This is a genomic window from Paenibacillus canaveralius (assembly GCF_047238265.1).
Classification (GTDB): Bacteria; Bacillota; Bacilli; order Paenibacillales; family NBRC-103111; genus Paenibacillus_F.
This window is the reverse complement of record NZ_JBDFMM010000001.1, coordinates 1,282,617-1,296,972: the sequence shown is the minus strand read 5'-3', so window position 1 is coordinate 1,296,972 and position 14,356 is coordinate 1,282,617. Positions and strand designations below refer to the sequence as shown.

The following is a 14,356-nucleotide window of genomic DNA, read 5'->3' as shown; positions in this document are numbered from 1 at the left end:
TTCTGGCGGATTCACGATCCGTATGCGGTCGATTCGTGTTTGATCCGTGGCTCCTCCGTCCTTTCATCAAAGCTTCACCAAAAATACCTTAGACAAGTTAGACGGTTCGTTGTGCGGATTATTTGGCGGCTGCTTGATTTCAAAGCGGTCCCGCATCTTATAAAAAGCCTGTCATCCCGGAACATAAGCTCTCCGGGCGACAGGCTCTTTTTACATGGAACAAACCTTCTAATCCAGGTTAATCTTGAACTGCAGAAGTCCGACCTGCCGCATTGTTTGAAAAAGAATGACAAGCAGCGGCCCCAAAAACATGCCGGCCACGCCCATCAGCTCGAATCCGATGTATAAGGAAATCATGGCCGCAAGCGCGCTGATTCCGACTGAATTGCTTAAAATTTTCGGTTCGATAACCCGGCGGGCCAGCGTAATTACGATAAACAACAGCATGATCTGCATAGCCATGCCCGGGTCGCCCAGCAGCATCCTGTAAACCGCCCACGGAAGAAAAACAAGTCCCGTTCCGATTACCGGCACGAATTCCATAAACATGACGAGCAGGGCAATCGCAAGCGGATAGTCGGTGCGGATAAACAAAAGGCCGATCAGGGTCAGCACATAGGTAAGCATCGACATCATAACTTGGGCGTACATAAATCCGAATAACGCCTGACGAAGGGACAGGATCAAGCTTTCGACTTTTTCACGGGAACGGTCATCGAACATATTCAGGAAGGATTGCTTCAATGCGGGCAGCGAGTAGGAGAATAAATAGAGGGAGAATAAGTAGACGATGAACAAAATAAGAAGGTTTGGGATAGCCGCGGCCGCTCCCAGAAACGAATCGGACAAAAGCAGGATAAAACGCTCCAACGCCTGGGCGGCGGAAGCCAGTCCGTTTTGCAGCCAGACTTGCATTTGAGAGTTATCGCCGGGGAAAAGGGATTCATACATGAATCTCGCCCTTGCCGCCGCATCCTCCACATAAATGCCGGTTTCCTCCAGATAAACGGGGATTTTGCCCCAAAAGTTCATGAATTCCGTCACGACTTTGACGCCGATCATGGAGAATAGTCCCAGGGTAAGCAGCGTAAACAGCGTGCTGACAAGAGAAACGGCCGCCAACCTGCGCAGTTTAAGCAGCCGCATTCCCATAGTCACCACAGGCTCCAGCAGCATCGCGGTCACGATCGCCAGCAGAAACGGCATTCCCACTGTGAACAAACCGTACAGCAGCAGAAGCCCGAAAGCCAGTATAAGCAGGGTTTTCCACGACACGTGAAAGAATTCCCCCTTTATTCCTCCAGTCCGGCTGCAGGATCTTTAGGCGTTTCGCTTTCGTTCTTCGTGATGTTGACGCGGGTGATCCGAAGCCGGTCCACCTCCGCGACTTCAAACGTATGTCCGCCGAAGACGACTTTCCTTCCCTTGATCGGGGACCCTTCAAGCGTCTTGAACACCCAGCCGCCGATCGTATCGACTTCCTCATCCTCGATTTCGAGATGAAGCAGCACGTTCAAATCTTCGATCAGGGTACGTCCTTCGACGGACGTCATGTTGCCTTTGACTTCGATGCTCGGTCTCTCATCCTCGTCGAATTCGTCATGAAGCTCGCCGACGATTTCTTCCATGATGTCTTCGAGCGCCAGCATCCCCGCCGTACCGCCATACTCGTCCACGACGATGGCAAGCTGGGAATGCTTCTTTTGCATAAGCTTAAGCACCTGGCTGATCTCCATGGATTCCGGCACGCTGAGAATCGGCCGCACGAACTGCTGCAGCTCGACCCCCGCCGTGGCGTCCGCCGTCAGCAGATCGGTAATGTGGACAAAGCCGATAATCTGGTCCTTGTCCCCCAGAGCCACAGGGTAGCGCGTATGCTTCGTCTCGTAAATGTGCTGCAAAATTTCGTCGTAAGGCTGGTCGATAAACAAGCAGTCCATGTCCGTGCGGGGCAGCATCACCTCGCGGGCAATACGGTCGGAGAATTCGAAAATATTATCGAACAGGAGCATTTCGTCGCGGTCGATGTGTCCGCTTCTGGCGCTCTGATTCATCAATATGCGGATTTCTTCCTCCGTATGCGCGGCATCGTGCTCATTGGCCGGCTGAACGCCGAACATTTTAAGAAGCAGGCGTGCCGCTCCGTTGAGAACCCAGATTGCGGGAAGAAAAATTTTATAGAAATACATCAGCGGGGCCGAAGTCCACAAAGAAACCGCATCGGGTTTCTGGATCGCCAGTGATTTGGGCGCAAGTTCCCCCAGCACGATGTGAAGAAACGTCACAATGGAGAAGGACAAGACCAGCGAGATCGTTCCGGAAAGGAACGTCGAATGCCAGTTAAGCGCATGGAAAAGCGGTTCGATAATGAGTTCCGCGATCGCGCTCTCCCCGACCCAGCCGAGTCCGAGGGACGCAAGCGTAATCCCGAGCTGGGTAGCGGACAAGTAAGCGTCCAGTTTCTTGGTGACGGTAAAAGCGAATTTCGCTTTCTTGTTCCCTTCATTCACGAGCTGCTGAAGTTTCGATTGACGCACTTTCACGAGCGCGAACTCGGCGGCGACGAAGAACCCGTTGAGCAGTACCAGTAATAAGACCAGTGCCATGTTCAGAAAAATTTTATCCCATTCAAAACTCCCCAATGGTTCTCAGTCTCCTTTGCTGCTAAATTACGTCAGAATGGCCTGACGCCGTGTGAAATCCTCGCCGGAGTAATAAGAATTCGCCACCAGCAGGTTGGGACCGCAGCAGGAAACGGCCGGACAATGGCAATCGACCGTGCGGCTCAGCGGATGGTTCAGCCACCGCTCGAATACGGTCTCCAGCTTATCCTCGCGCAGATTGCCCAAAGCCGGGACGTCGGCAAAATCGGTTACGTAAACGTCGCCCGTAAACATGTTGACGTTGAGACGGTTGCGCCCGTCGGGATCGTTGCGGACCGTCAGATTCGGTTCGCCGCGCAGCCTGCTCAGCAGTTTCCGGTCTTCCTCCGCGCCGTTGCAGGCGTAGAAAGGAAGCGTTCCGAGCAGCATCCACATCTCCGGATTGCGCCCGTCCAGCAGGCGGTGAATCGTGTCTCTCAGCTGATCAAGGGTGAGAATCGGCAGATTGGATGCAAAAGAACTCGGATACATGGGATGAACCTCATGCCTTTGGCATCCGATTTCTTCAATGATTTTATGTATAGGAACAATTTTTTCGCTTGTACGGGTGTTTAGCATGGATTCCGCCGAAATAAACATCCCGCCCTTGCTGAGTGCTACGGAATTATCCAACATGCGGTCGTACATTTTGGAAGCGGCTTTCATTCCGACAGGCCGTCCCGAACGGACAAAACCTACCTCGTGAAAATCTTCCGCGCACGTGTAATTAAATGAAATGTGCATCACATCCAAATAAGGAGCGATCCACTCATACCTTTCCAGCTCCATCGTGAGATTGGAGTTGATCTGCGAGCGGACTCCTCTCTCGCGTGCGTATCGCAGCAGAGGGACAATATATTCCTTTACGGTTTTCTCGGAGAACATGGGCTCTCCGCCCGTAATGCTGATCGTTTCCAGGTGCCGGGTTTCTTCCAGCCTGCGGAGCGCATGATTCAGGGCAAGCTTCGGCCCTTCTTTCATGACAAGCGTATCGCCCACCGCACAATGCTCGCAGCGCATGTTGCACAGATTCGAGAGCGTGAATTCCACACTGGTTAACGTGTGACGGCCATACTGCTGGAGCGAACGTATCGGATCCCACGGGTCGTAGGAGGGCGAAAGTTTCGTTAAAGCCTGGACAGCTGTTCGTTCATTCATTTCTTCTTCACATCCGGTACCAAAATTGGGGTGATTTCCGAATCCCCCTGGAATATACGCCGCTTTACGCAAACGTATGCCCTCTATTGTACCCGATGCCGGTGAAAAATGAAATAAACTCCGTTACAGTACAGGGCCGTCTTCCTTCCTCGGCCCGTGGGGACGCAGCCAGTCCGGCGCCCACCAGTTCAGCCTGCCGAACAGCTTCATCAAGGCCGGTACGAGCAGTACGCGGACGACGGTCGCATCGATGAGGACGGCAAGCGCAAGGCCGAGGCCCAGCGCCTTCATTATCTCGATATCGGTAAAAATAAACGTGCCGACCACGACGATAAGGATAAAAGCCGCGCTCGTGATGAGCGAGCCGGTTTTCATCAGCCCCTCGGCCGTACTGCGCTCGTTGTCCCCCGTGCGGTCGTATTCTTCCGCTATCCGCGAAATGAGAAACACCTCATAGTCCATCGAAATGCCGAAGACGACGCAGAAAATAACGATCGGCACCGTGGCGCTCACATAACCGGTCGAGGTCACCCTCATCAGATCGGCCAGAAAACCGTGCTGGAAAACAAGCACGACCGCACCGATACTCGCCCCCAAGCTTAATACGTTCATCAGGACCGCTTTAAGCGGGAGAAGCAGCGAGCGGAACGCCAGCAGCAGGACGATAAACGTCACTCCCAAGACAAACATAATTACCACCGGCAGCTTGTCTTGAATCCGGTCCAGCATATCCAGACGGTACGCCGGACCGCCCGTCATATGGACGTCCAGCTGCCGCCGGTCGAGCCCGCGGAGACTCCGCACCAGAGCGTCGGTCGCCCGGTCGTCGGGATCGCTTTCCGGGACGACGCGGATCAGCGTGCTGTCGCGTGCGTCCCCTTTCTTCCCCGTACCCGGAGAAGAAAGGGAAGGCTCGCTCAGCAGCGCGGCCGCCTGCCCGTCGCTGAGGCCCGGGAAGCCGTCCAGCACGCTGCGCACGGCCCTGACTCCGGGAGCCGCCTTCAGCGAGGCGGTGTATTCCCGCAGGCGGCAGGCGGCGGCCGCATCCCACTTGCCCCCGGGAGCCGTGACCAGGACCTGCAGCGGGCTTAGCTCCCGCGGGTCGAAAGCGAGGGCGGCCAGGTCGCCGGCTTGCCGTGCGCCGTACTGCGGCGGCAGGACATCTCCGCTCGGCGTGCTGAGCTGTATGCCGCGTATGGGCAGCATCATGGCCGCCAGCGCTCCCGTCAGCACGAGGGCCAGAACGACCGGGTGGCGCATGACGAAGTAAGCCGTCCTCTCCCAGAAGCGCCGTGTCGTTCCTCGCTCCGGCCAGGCTTTCGGCAGGACGCGTAAGGAATTCACGTGTCCGCCCAGCATTCCCAGCAGCGCCGGCAGAAGAGTGTTGGCGGCCAGAACGGAGATCGTTACGACGAGCATCCCTCCGAGACAGAGCGAGCGGAAGAAAGACAGATCCACGAACAGCATGCCGCACAGCCCGATGAGTACGGCGATTCCGGAGAAGAAGATGCTCCGCCCCGCCATCCCGCAGGTCACCGCAACGGCATCCGGAACCTCCCTGCCGGCCTTCAGCTCTTCCCGGAACCGGCTGACCATGAACAAGGCATAGTCAATTCCGACCGCTAACCCGAGCATGGTTACCATGTTCGGCAGAAAATTGGACAAGGCGGCATGGCGGGCGATAAAGTACGTGATCCCAAGCGTCGCGGTCAGGCTGGCTAGTCCGACGATCAGCGGCAGTAAAGCCGCGGGCAGCGTGCCGAAAATGATCAGGAGCACAATCAGCGCGATCGGCAGCCCGATCATCTCCGCTTTGGCGATATCGTTCTTGCTTGCTTTCTGCATATCGGCAAGCAGCGCCGGCGCCCCGCCCATATACACTTTCGTCCCCGCAGGCGGAATCAAACGAGCCTGAATTTCGCCGTATTTTTCCAGCACCTTCTCCACTTCAAGCTTAAGCGCTACGTTCACCGCCTGGATCTCGGCCGACCGGGCCGATTCTTTTCTAGGGCTTTCGACAAACGCCCATGAATCCACATAGGGCAGAGACTTTAAAGGCTCCAGCGATTCGGCAATAGACGCTTTCGCTTTGTCCGTCGTCAAATCTTTGCCGTCACCGTCATACACGAGCTGCAGGGACGAAGGCGGAACCCCCAGCTTCTCCCGCATCAGGTGAAACCCGGTATCGGATTCACTGCCTTTCGGCGTAAATCCGTCGTCCTTCAAAAGCGCCGGCACTTGCCCCGCCAAAATCGCGGCTCCCGCAAACAAAACGACCCATATCGTCAACACCCGTTTGCGGTACCGGTACATGGCGCAGCCCCACTTTATGAAAAATCCCGTCTTTTCGCCAGGCTTCAATCCATTTTCGTTCCTATCGTTCATTCCGCTCATCCCAATTCCTCCCGGCCCCTCTTGCACCTCACCTGAATCCTCCCGTCTAAGCGGGATTTCCGTAATCGCTTCCTTTAGTATGGTTCGGGGATTTCCATTTTATATGTGCCGTGTCGGAAGAAATGCAAAAAAAGCCAAACGGGACCCTCCGTCGGCTTTCGGCTTATTACGGGTTATTTCAGAAACAATCGTGCCCTATACCGTACTCACTTGACGCCACGGCTTACAGGGGATGAACTTCCGTGATCATGATCGTCAGTTTTTTGGATAAATCGATCTCATAGGGGGCGGATATCAATTCACGCGCTTCGTTCTTGACCACACGGACTACGGGCCGTTGGGGAGCCGAAGCGTTGAGATCGACCACTACGGCGATTTCGCCGGTATTGAGCGCAACGGTGACGCCGAGGGGATATATGGCCACCTTATCCCGGAACAGATTCAGCATCTCCGTATCGTAGAGGGTCCCGGCTCCGCCCATAATGACTTCCAGCGCCTCGTGGGGAAGCATCGCCTTGCGGTAAACTCTTTGAGTCGTCATCGCGTCATAGGAATCGACCATCGCGATCCATTTGGCGTAAGGATGAATCTCTTCGTCTTTGATTCCTCTGGGATACCCGCTGCCGTTGATCCGTTCATGATGCTGAAACGCGCAGTGGGCGGAAAGTAGAGGGATGTTCGCTTCGTTCTTGAGCATTTGATAGCCGTATACCGTATGTCTCTCCATTTCGGACCATTCCGGTTCGGACAGCTTGGAGGGCTTCGAGAGAATTTCTTCCGAGATTTGCGTTTTGCCGATATCGTGAAGTAGAGCCCCGAGGCCCAGCGTCATCAACTCATCCCTTTCGTATCCATGGCTCAGACCGAGCATGGTGGTATACAGACAGACGTTAAGCGAGTGCTGATATAAGTAGTGGTCTTTAATCTGAATATCGCCCAGCATAATCATGGCGTCTTTATGACGGGATAAATCATCGATCACGTGGTCCATCTGCTGTCTGAACGACTTGCCGAAATGCTGGTAATTAGCCAGTGTTCTCCGTCCCGGTTCGTTCATCAGCTTGCGGAAGGTGGTGCGGATTTCCGTGAACAGCCTGCGCTTGGTCTCCTCCGAGACCAGATCGTCCGGAACGATATCATCCGTCAGCGCATCCTGGATATATAAATAGTCTATTCCGTATTTTTCCAACCGCCCCAGCAGCGATTGTGTTAATTCGACATTTTCCGCAAGCAGTACCGCTCCCTGCTCATTGTAAATATGTCTGCCCAGTCTCATGCCCGGTTGGCATTGGCTGATGGGTAAAAGCCGCATATTCTCCAAACCCCGCGATCTGTATATTCCTCTCTTTATACCCTTACTGTATAAGATATTTTTGGAAAGAGCAATACAAAAACCGCGTTTTTTCGACGCGGTTCTCGAAGGTTCTTTTTCATGTTCCATCCATTTTTGTAAAAACTATCTCTCCTGTTGTCCATAGGGACGCGCTAAAACCCGGAAAAACTTAAACGGCCCACAGATAAACGATAAAAATAGCGGCCAGTATAAAGCGGTAATAAGAGAAATAAGTCAGTTTCATGCGCTGTACGAAACGGATAAAAGTCACAATCGCAAGCAGGGCGACGACAAAGGAAACGATAAAGCCGACTGCGAAAAACAGGATGTCGTCCGACGTGAAGTTCTTGTAGCTCTTGAGCAGGGAATATCCGCTGGCGGCAAACATGATCGGAACCGCCATAATGAACGTAAAATCGGCACCCGCTTTGCGGGTCACACCGTGCAGCATGCCGCCGGCCATCGTCGCACCGGAGCGTGAGAATCCCGGGATCAGAACGGACAAGCACTGGTAAAGGCCGATGATAAAAGCCTGACGGTACGAAATACCGTCCATGTCTTCTACGACCGGTCCTCTTGTCCGGTCCATTTTCTTCTCGGCGACGATCATCAGAATACCGCCCAGGATCAGGGACACGACAACGGTTTTTGGGGAAAACAGATACGTTTCGATCAAATCGTCGAACAGAAAAGCGATTCCCATCGCCGGGACGATCCCCAGCAGAATGTGAAGGACATTTAACCGGGATGCTCCCGCTTTAACCGCTACCGGCTCCCGGTTGATTCCGAGAATACGCAGGATTCGTTTCCAATACACGATCACGACGGCAAGAATGGCGCCGAGCTGGATCACGATCGTGAACGTCTTCATGAGCGGTTCTTCGTCGCTGATTCCCAGCAGAGACTGCGTCAGAATCATGTGTCCGGTTGAAGAAACCGGCAGAAACTCGGTCAATCCTTCGACAATCCCGATAATCACGGCAATCCACAAACTGTACATGGTCTCTCTCCTAATAATAACAGCTGGGGACCTGTGCCGGGCATGGACAGATCCCCGCAACTATACATTTTACCCGGATCATAGGGTCAAGACAAGTTACCCCCCGGGCATCGTTCAAATGCCTGCAGGCTCCCAGCGGGGCTTCAAAGCCTCTTGGAAACGCTCGGGATGCTGAAGCTCTTCGCCCAGAATATCCCTCAGCAGCTCGGGAAGCAGGTACTCCACATCCGTTCCTTCGCGCAGGGATAAGTAGCCGACTCCGAACGTAAACATGTCGATCATGCCGACCGTATACGTCCGGTCTTTCTCCAGCACCGTTCCGTTGACAAGCACCTCGCGGATTTTGTGCAGCGGCTTCTCCTCGGGATCGTAGCGGACGCTCAATCCGTCCAGACACAGGATGCCGAGCACTTCTCCGCGGAAGCCGAAGCCCCGGATCGGCTTGCTCTGGAACTCCGGCAGGAGGGACTCCTCCAGCGCCTGAAGCAGGCGGGCGCCTGTCAGCTTGACCCGGCAAGGATTGATGGGGCCGGGGCAGATAGCCAACAGGCGGCCCAGCGTGACAGGCCCTCTCGCAAGTCCGCGCAGCAGTTGTCCGGCGTTGACGAGTCCGATCTCCGCTTTCATCCACCGGCGCAAACCCGAGGCGAGCAGGTTCCCGAGCTGTGACTCGCCGTACCAGTCAAGCTCCAGCGGGTCCGCCAGCTCCGTTACCGGAATATCCAAGGCGCGCTGCCCCAGCTCCGCGTTGCGGGCGATAATGTCCGTGATACCGGCGTCATCATCCCAGGCGGACACAGCGTGAACCCGGCCTGCAAGGCGCTCGATACGCCGTTCCCGCACGTTGTAGACGATCTCCACCTCACCCGCATACTGCCCGTATTTGCCTGCGGCGCAGACGAGCGTATCCCGGATGTGCAGCGGTTTTTCCAGCAGATGGTGGGTATGGGAGCCGAGGATGACGTCGATGCCTTCGACCTCCGCCGCCATCCGTTCATCGTAGCGGAGTCCCAGGTGGGACAGGACGACCACGATGTTGACCTGCGGCCGCAGCTTTTCCACCCAGTAGGCCGCAGCTTGAACGGGCTCTAGGACATCCCAGCCGAGCAGCTCGTAATAGTCCGTAAAAGCCGCCGTCAAGCCGATTAACCCTACGGTGATATCTCCTTTGCGTACGATATGATACGGAACCATCCAGGCCGGTACTTTCCCCGTCTCCGCATCAAGAATGTTGCTTCCGATGACGGGAAATTCCGCCTTCGTTTCAAAAAGGCTCCGAAGCGCATCCGGAGCATAGGTCAAGCCTTCGTTATTTCCCGGCACCATCGCCTCATAGCCCGTTGCGTTCATGATTTCGATATTGGCGGCACCGCCCGTCCCTTCGGTTTCGAGCCTCATCCGGTCCAGATGATCGCCGATATCCAGCGTCAGGATCTCATCCCCTTCATGGCGGCGTCTAAGCTCTTTGAAGCAGGTCGCGATTTTGGGCATTTGTTCGAAATGACTGTGCAGGTCATTCGTATGAAGGATCACTAACGTCTGATGCTTCTGCTGCTTTTCGGGCATGATTTCACCTCCGCTGTAAAGCCTGTCTCTATTACGTATGCGATACTTTGCTTCATTATGTAAGAAGCCCGGCTGCCCGGACAGCCTCATTATATCCTTTTCGTTTTAGGATATGATATGCTAGTTGAAAACGCAACTATCAGGAGAGTAGCCCCCATGACGTTTCATATCCGACTTTTTGCGGGCTTGGCCGACGAGCTTGGCCGCCCTTCCATTGATATAACACTGACCCTGGACCCCGGTGAAAAATCCGTAACCGTTCAGGATCTCTTGGACGAAATGGGCAGACAATTCCCCGGCGCCCGTTCTCTTCTCGCCCACTGCTTTCTGGCCAAAAATCACGCTTACGCCGCTCCCGGTGAGCTTGTAGCCGAGACTGACGAACTGGCTCTTATTCCTCCCGTATCGGGAGGAAGCGGCGAAGAGCCGCAGCAGGAAGACGAAGTTCCGGAAGTCTCCCGCTACGTACTTACGCGGAATCCGATTGAGCCCGCAGAGGTCCTACGTAAGGTTACCCATTCCGACTGCGGAGCGACACTCGCGTTTATCGGTACTACCCGCGAACATACTCACGGAGTGCGTACCGTTCTGCTTGAGTATGAAGCGTACGAGCCGATGGCCGTCTCCGTGATGGAATCCATCGGCGCCGAGATGCAAATCCGCTGGCCCGGATGCCGCTGCGCGATGACGCACAGGCTGGGTCCCGTCGGAATCGGCGAAAGCAGTCTGGTCATCGCCGTCTCCACGCCGCACCGCGCGGACTGTTACGAGGCCAGCCGATACGCCATTGAACGGGTGAAGCAGATTCTGCCCGTCTGGAAAAAGGAAATCGGCGAAGACGGCTCCGAATGGAAAGGCTACGTTTCGCCGTCGGGGACGCGGGAGTGGAATCCGCTCCTCCTTCCGGATGACGGGGAGCGGTAAGCATACAGCGGCGGGAAATCATTCATCAACCGCAGCCGGTCCGAAATTGTTACGAGATTCCTAAGCTCCAAGGCCAGGAACGAGGCCGTTTGGACCTGATACGAGTTCTAGGGCGAAGGGCGGCACGGCGCCGCCGAAATCGTGAGGCCGAAAAGCCGGTTTTCGGGGCTTCGTGATTCCGGAACATCAGGTTCCCGAGGTTCGGATCTTCTTGATCCGGGGCTTCGGGTTTAGGCCTTCGGATCTTCTTGCTTTAAGGGCTTTGGTTCCGGGGTCTCGGGCCTCATGCTTGAGATCTTCGGGTTTCAAGCTCCCCGATTCCCCCAAGTTTAGGAGCCGCCATATTTCCGGCATACCTTCTGCGAGAACGATTTAACCTGTTACATGCAGGTTTTCGTATGTACCTAACTAGCCCGATAACCGTTAAAAATGCGGCGAATTATTTTACTAACCGCAAGTTACTCTACAAAAACAAGCCCGGAAGGAGCAATCCAATGAGCAGCCTTCACCCATATCCGCCGGCGGACGAGTTCCCGTCCGCAGCTGCATCCCCTTCCTCCGGAACGGGAGCAGCTCCGGCCGCGGAGCCGTCGGCGGTGCCCGATGCGGCGGCGCGGTCCGGCGCTTCACAAGCGGGAGCGGCGCCGTCCTCCGGCGAAGCGCCCGTACAGGAACCGGCCGTGCGGCAGTCCGCAGCCGCCCAAGCGGCGCAGGTCACGGACGAGTCCGCCGCGCAGTCTGCCGCCGGTCAGGCGCCGCAGACAAGCACAGCCGCCGGCGTGCAAATCGCCGGCGAAGCCGAAGTGTCGGCCCGCTATTCCCGGCACGTGCTTTTCAAGCCCGTCGGCGAGAACGGCCAGCGGGCGCTGGGCCGCGCGCGGGTCGCCATCGTCGGCCTCGGCGCGCTCGGCACCGTCCTGGCGAACCACATGGTTCGCGCCGGTGTCGGCTTCGTGCGCCTGATCGACCGCGACTTCGTCGAAGAGAGCAATCTGCAGAGGCAGATGCTCTATGACGAAGAAGACGCCCGCCAGGCGCAGCCCAAAGCTTCAGCCGCCGCCGCGAAGCTGCGGCTGGTGAATTCCCTCGTCGGCATCGAGGCCCATGTCGCCGACTTGAATCCCTTGAATGCCGAAGAACTGCTGACCGGCGTTGATCTCATTCTGGACGGAACGGATAACTTTTCCGTCCGGTTCCTGATCAACGATGTCAGCGTCAAGCACGGCATTCCCTGGCTGTACGGCGGCGCCGTCGCTTCACGCGGCGTTTCGCTCGCTATTGTGCCCGGCGAGACGCCTTGTCTGCGCTGCCTGTTCGGCTCCGCGCCGGCGCACGGCACTGCCGACACGTGCGACACCGCCGGCGTCATCGGCCCGATCATTCATATGGTCGCCTCCTATCAGGCAACCGAGGCGATGAAAATCCTGATCGGGGATACACGGCACCTCAACCGCCGGATGCAGCAGTGGGATCTGTGGTACAACCACTATACGTCCGTGGATGTCGCGGGAGCGCGCAAGGCGGACTGCCCCGCCTGCGCCCGTCATACGTTCGAGTATCTCGATGCGGATATCGAAGGGGAAACGATCCAGACGTTGTGCGGAAGAGATTCCGTACAAATTCATCCCGTCCAGCCTGCCGAATTATCTCTGGAGCAGTGGGAACGGCGTCTTGCCCCTCTCGGTCACGTAAGCCGCAACAAATTTTTGCTCCGCTTCCGTCCTTCGGATGAGATTACCATCGTCCTGTTTCCCGACGGCCGCGTGCTGGTACAAGGCGTTTCCGACCCAACTGCCGCCAAAACTTTATACAGCCGGTACATCGGCATGTAATCCGCATTTGATACCGCTGCGGGCCTTATCCTGGATAAGGTCCGTTTTTTGTTCCCTTTCCGGGATTTCGCTTCTGAATTTCATTGAAACGAATACCCGTGACCGGATACGTAACTAGTCGCTTTTTATGGAAACTATCTTCTTTTCTAAGTTTTTTGGACATAAATTCTTCTTTTATCTGCCTGATTTGCCTATCTTTCAGCAGCTTGACCGGACCTTTATTTTCTTTATAAATAATTGATCAAATCTGACACCGTTATTCCGGAAAATGGAAAATGTTTCATTGCAACCCGGTTTCTCCTCCTGCTAAGATTAAGGTGGTTGAGAAAAAAATGGAAATGGGAAAAGGTGAATGAATTCAATGAGAATTCATATAACAGACTTGCAAGTGGGTGACCGTCTGACCCGCGATACGTTCAATTCTATCGGATTGAACATTTTATCGGCTGATACGAAAGTGGACGAGTTCGATATTTTGAAACTGAACAAACACCGGATCGAATACGTGGACATCGAGGAGCGTCCTCAGCCCGGCAGCGAAGCTCATTTGCAGACCGCTGTATCCTCGGAGCTTTTGCATCAGGAGGAATCTTTCCACTCCGCTATCGGCGGGATCAAAGACTTATTTGAAAGCGCGGTACGGACCGGCAAGCTATCCGACTCCACCGTCGAGCAGTATTACAGTCCCCTCATCTCCAGTGTGCGGGAAGAAAAAGACGTCGTGAACCTGCTGCTCTGCCTGGACAGCCGCGACGACTATACATACCAGCACAGCGTACAGGTCGGCCTTATTTCTTATTTTATTGCGAGCTGGCTGGGAAAAACGGAAGAGGAAGCCAAGGAAATCGGCAAAGCCGGCTATCTTCACGATATCGGAAAATGCCGGATCAGTTTTGATGTGCTGCAAAAACCGGGCAAGCTTACGGAAGAAGAGTATGCCGAGATGAGAAAGCATACCGTTTACGGCTATGAGATTATCCGCAATTCCATTCATGACGACCTGGCGGCGCTCGTCGCCCTGCAGCATCATGAACGGCTTAACGGTTCCGGATACCCGCTGGGCAAAACTTCTGAATCGATTCATCCCGCCGCCAAAATCGTTGCCGTAGCCGACGTATACAGCGCCATGATCAATAACCGGTCATACCAGACCAAACGGGACCTGCTGTACGTCCTGAAAGAGCTTCACAAAATGAGCTTCGGTGAGCTTGATCCCCAGGCGGTTCATGTTTTTATCGCCAACATGGTCCCGAATTTTATCGGCAAGAAAGCCACCTTATCGAACGGTCTGTCCGGCACTATCGTCATGACTTTTCCGAACGATTATTTCCGCCCCTTAATCCAGATTGACGATGCCATAGATACGTTCGTCGATCTTACACAGCGGACCGATCTGGAGATTCAATCGATCACGGTCTAGTAAGCGCTTTATTTCTATTCTGTAAAAAGCAACAGCCGCCTCTCCTTTGGGATTGTGCGGCTGTTTTGTGCTACAATGGCCGTATCG

General features: G+C 55.1%; 10 protein-coding genes. 3 read left to right on the top strand and 7 right to left on the bottom strand.

The window, feature by feature from the left end; genetic code table 11:
• Nucleotides 1–228: 228 nt before the first annotated feature.
• The 7 genes from ytvI to ABC395_RS05985 form a co-directional block, all read right to left on the bottom strand.
• A complete protein-coding gene (gene ytvI, locus ABC395_RS06015; RefSeq protein WP_413001496.1) occupies nucleotides 229–1,275 on the bottom strand; it encodes a sporulation integral membrane protein YtvI in 1,047 nt (348 codons plus the stop codon).
• Nucleotides 1,276–1,292: 17 nt separating this feature from the next.
• The gene (locus ABC395_RS06010) at nucleotides 1,293–2,606 is read right to left on the bottom strand and encodes a hemolysin family protein (protein ID WP_413006693.1); all 1,314 of its coding nucleotides are present in this window, start codon (nucleotides 2,604–2,606) and stop codon (nucleotides 1,293–1,295) included.
• Nucleotides 2,607–2,669: 63 nt separating this feature from the next.
• Complete coding sequence (gene yfkAB / locus ABC395_RS06005) at nucleotides 2,670–3,800, bottom strand: radical SAM/CxCxxxxC motif protein YfkAB (protein ID WP_413001494.1); 1,131 nt, start codon at nucleotides 3,798–3,800, stop codon at nucleotides 2,670–2,672.
• 123 nt (nucleotides 3,801–3,923) lie between these two features.
• Nucleotides 3,924–6,194: an MMPL family transporter gene (locus tag ABC395_RS06000; RefSeq protein ID WP_413001492.1), complete on the bottom strand. Its 2,271-nt coding sequence runs from the start codon at nucleotides 6,192–6,194 to the stop codon at nucleotides 3,924–3,926.
• Between the two features lie 223 nt (nucleotides 6,195–6,417).
• Complete coding sequence (locus tag ABC395_RS05995; protein ID WP_413001490.1) at nucleotides 6,418–7,506, bottom strand: HD-GYP domain-containing protein; 1,089 nt, start codon at nucleotides 7,504–7,506, stop codon at nucleotides 6,418–6,420.
• Between the two features lie 190 nt (nucleotides 7,507–7,696).
• A complete protein-coding gene (locus ABC395_RS05990) occupies nucleotides 7,697–8,527 on the bottom strand; it encodes an undecaprenyl-diphosphate phosphatase (RefSeq protein ID WP_413001488.1) in 831 nt (276 codons plus the stop codon).
• A 114-nt stretch (nucleotides 8,528–8,641) separates the two neighbouring features.
• Nucleotides 8,642–10,093 carry a bifunctional metallophosphatase/5'-nucleotidase gene (locus ABC395_RS05985; protein WP_413001487.1) on the bottom strand — a complete coding sequence of 484 codons (1,452 nt, stop codon included), beginning with the start codon at nucleotides 10,091–10,093 and terminating at the stop codon, nucleotides 8,642–8,644.
• Between the two features lie 156 nt (nucleotides 10,094–10,249).
• On the opposite strand from ABC395_RS05985, the gene ABC395_RS05980 reads away from it, so the two are divergent.
• The 3 genes from ABC395_RS05980 to ABC395_RS05970 all read left to right on the top strand — a co-directional run bounded on the left by ABC395_RS05980 (nucleotide 10,250) and on the right by ABC395_RS05970 (nucleotide 14,269).
• Entirely contained in the window at nucleotides 10,250–11,017 is a 768-nt protein-coding gene (locus tag ABC395_RS05980) for a molybdenum cofactor biosynthesis protein (protein ID WP_413001485.1), read from the top strand.
• An 803-nt stretch (nucleotides 11,018–11,820) separates the two neighbouring features.
• Nucleotides 11,821–12,849, top strand: coding sequence for a ThiF family adenylyltransferase (locus tag ABC395_RS05975; protein ID WP_413006692.1), 1,029 nt, complete (start codon nucleotides 11,821–11,823; stop codon nucleotides 12,847–12,849).
• Between the two features lie 361 nt (nucleotides 12,850–13,210).
• On the top strand, nucleotides 13,211–14,269 hold the full coding sequence (locus tag ABC395_RS05970) for an HD-GYP domain-containing protein (RefSeq protein WP_413001484.1): 1,059 nt from the start codon (nucleotides 13,211–13,213) through the stop codon (nucleotides 14,267–14,269).
• Nucleotides 14,270–14,356: the final 87 nt, after the last annotated feature.

Bases quoted from the DNA above. Each gene is read 5' to 3' on its own strand.
- ABC395_RS06010 (WP_413006693.1), bottom strand. From the start codon at position 2,606: ATGGCACTGGTCTTATTACTGGTACTGCTCAACGGGTTCTTCGTCGCC.
- yfkAB (WP_413001494.1), bottom strand. From the start codon at position 3,800: ATGAATGAACGAACAGCTGTCCAGGCTTTAACGAAACTTTCGCCCTCC.
- ABC395_RS06000 (WP_413001492.1), bottom strand. From the start codon at position 6,194: ATGAGCGGAATGAACGATAGGAACGAAAATGGATTGAAGCCTGGCGAA.
- ABC395_RS05995 (WP_413001490.1), bottom strand. From the start codon at position 7,506: ATGCGGCTTTTACCCATCAGCCAATGCCAACCGGGCATGAGACTGGGC.
- ABC395_RS05990 (WP_413001488.1), bottom strand. From the start codon at position 8,527: ATGTACAGTTTGTGGATTGCCGTGATTATCGGGATTGTCGAAGGATTG.
- ABC395_RS05985 (WP_413001487.1), bottom strand. From the start codon at position 10,093: ATGCCCGAAAAGCAGCAGAAGCATCAGACGTTAGTGATCCTTCATACG.
- ABC395_RS05980 (WP_413001485.1), top strand. From the start codon at position 10,250: ATGACGTTTCATATCCGACTTTTTGCGGGCTTGGCCGACGAGCTTGGC.
- ABC395_RS05970 (WP_413001484.1), top strand. From the start codon at position 13,211: ATGAGAATTCATATAACAGACTTGCAAGTGGGTGACCGTCTGACCCGC.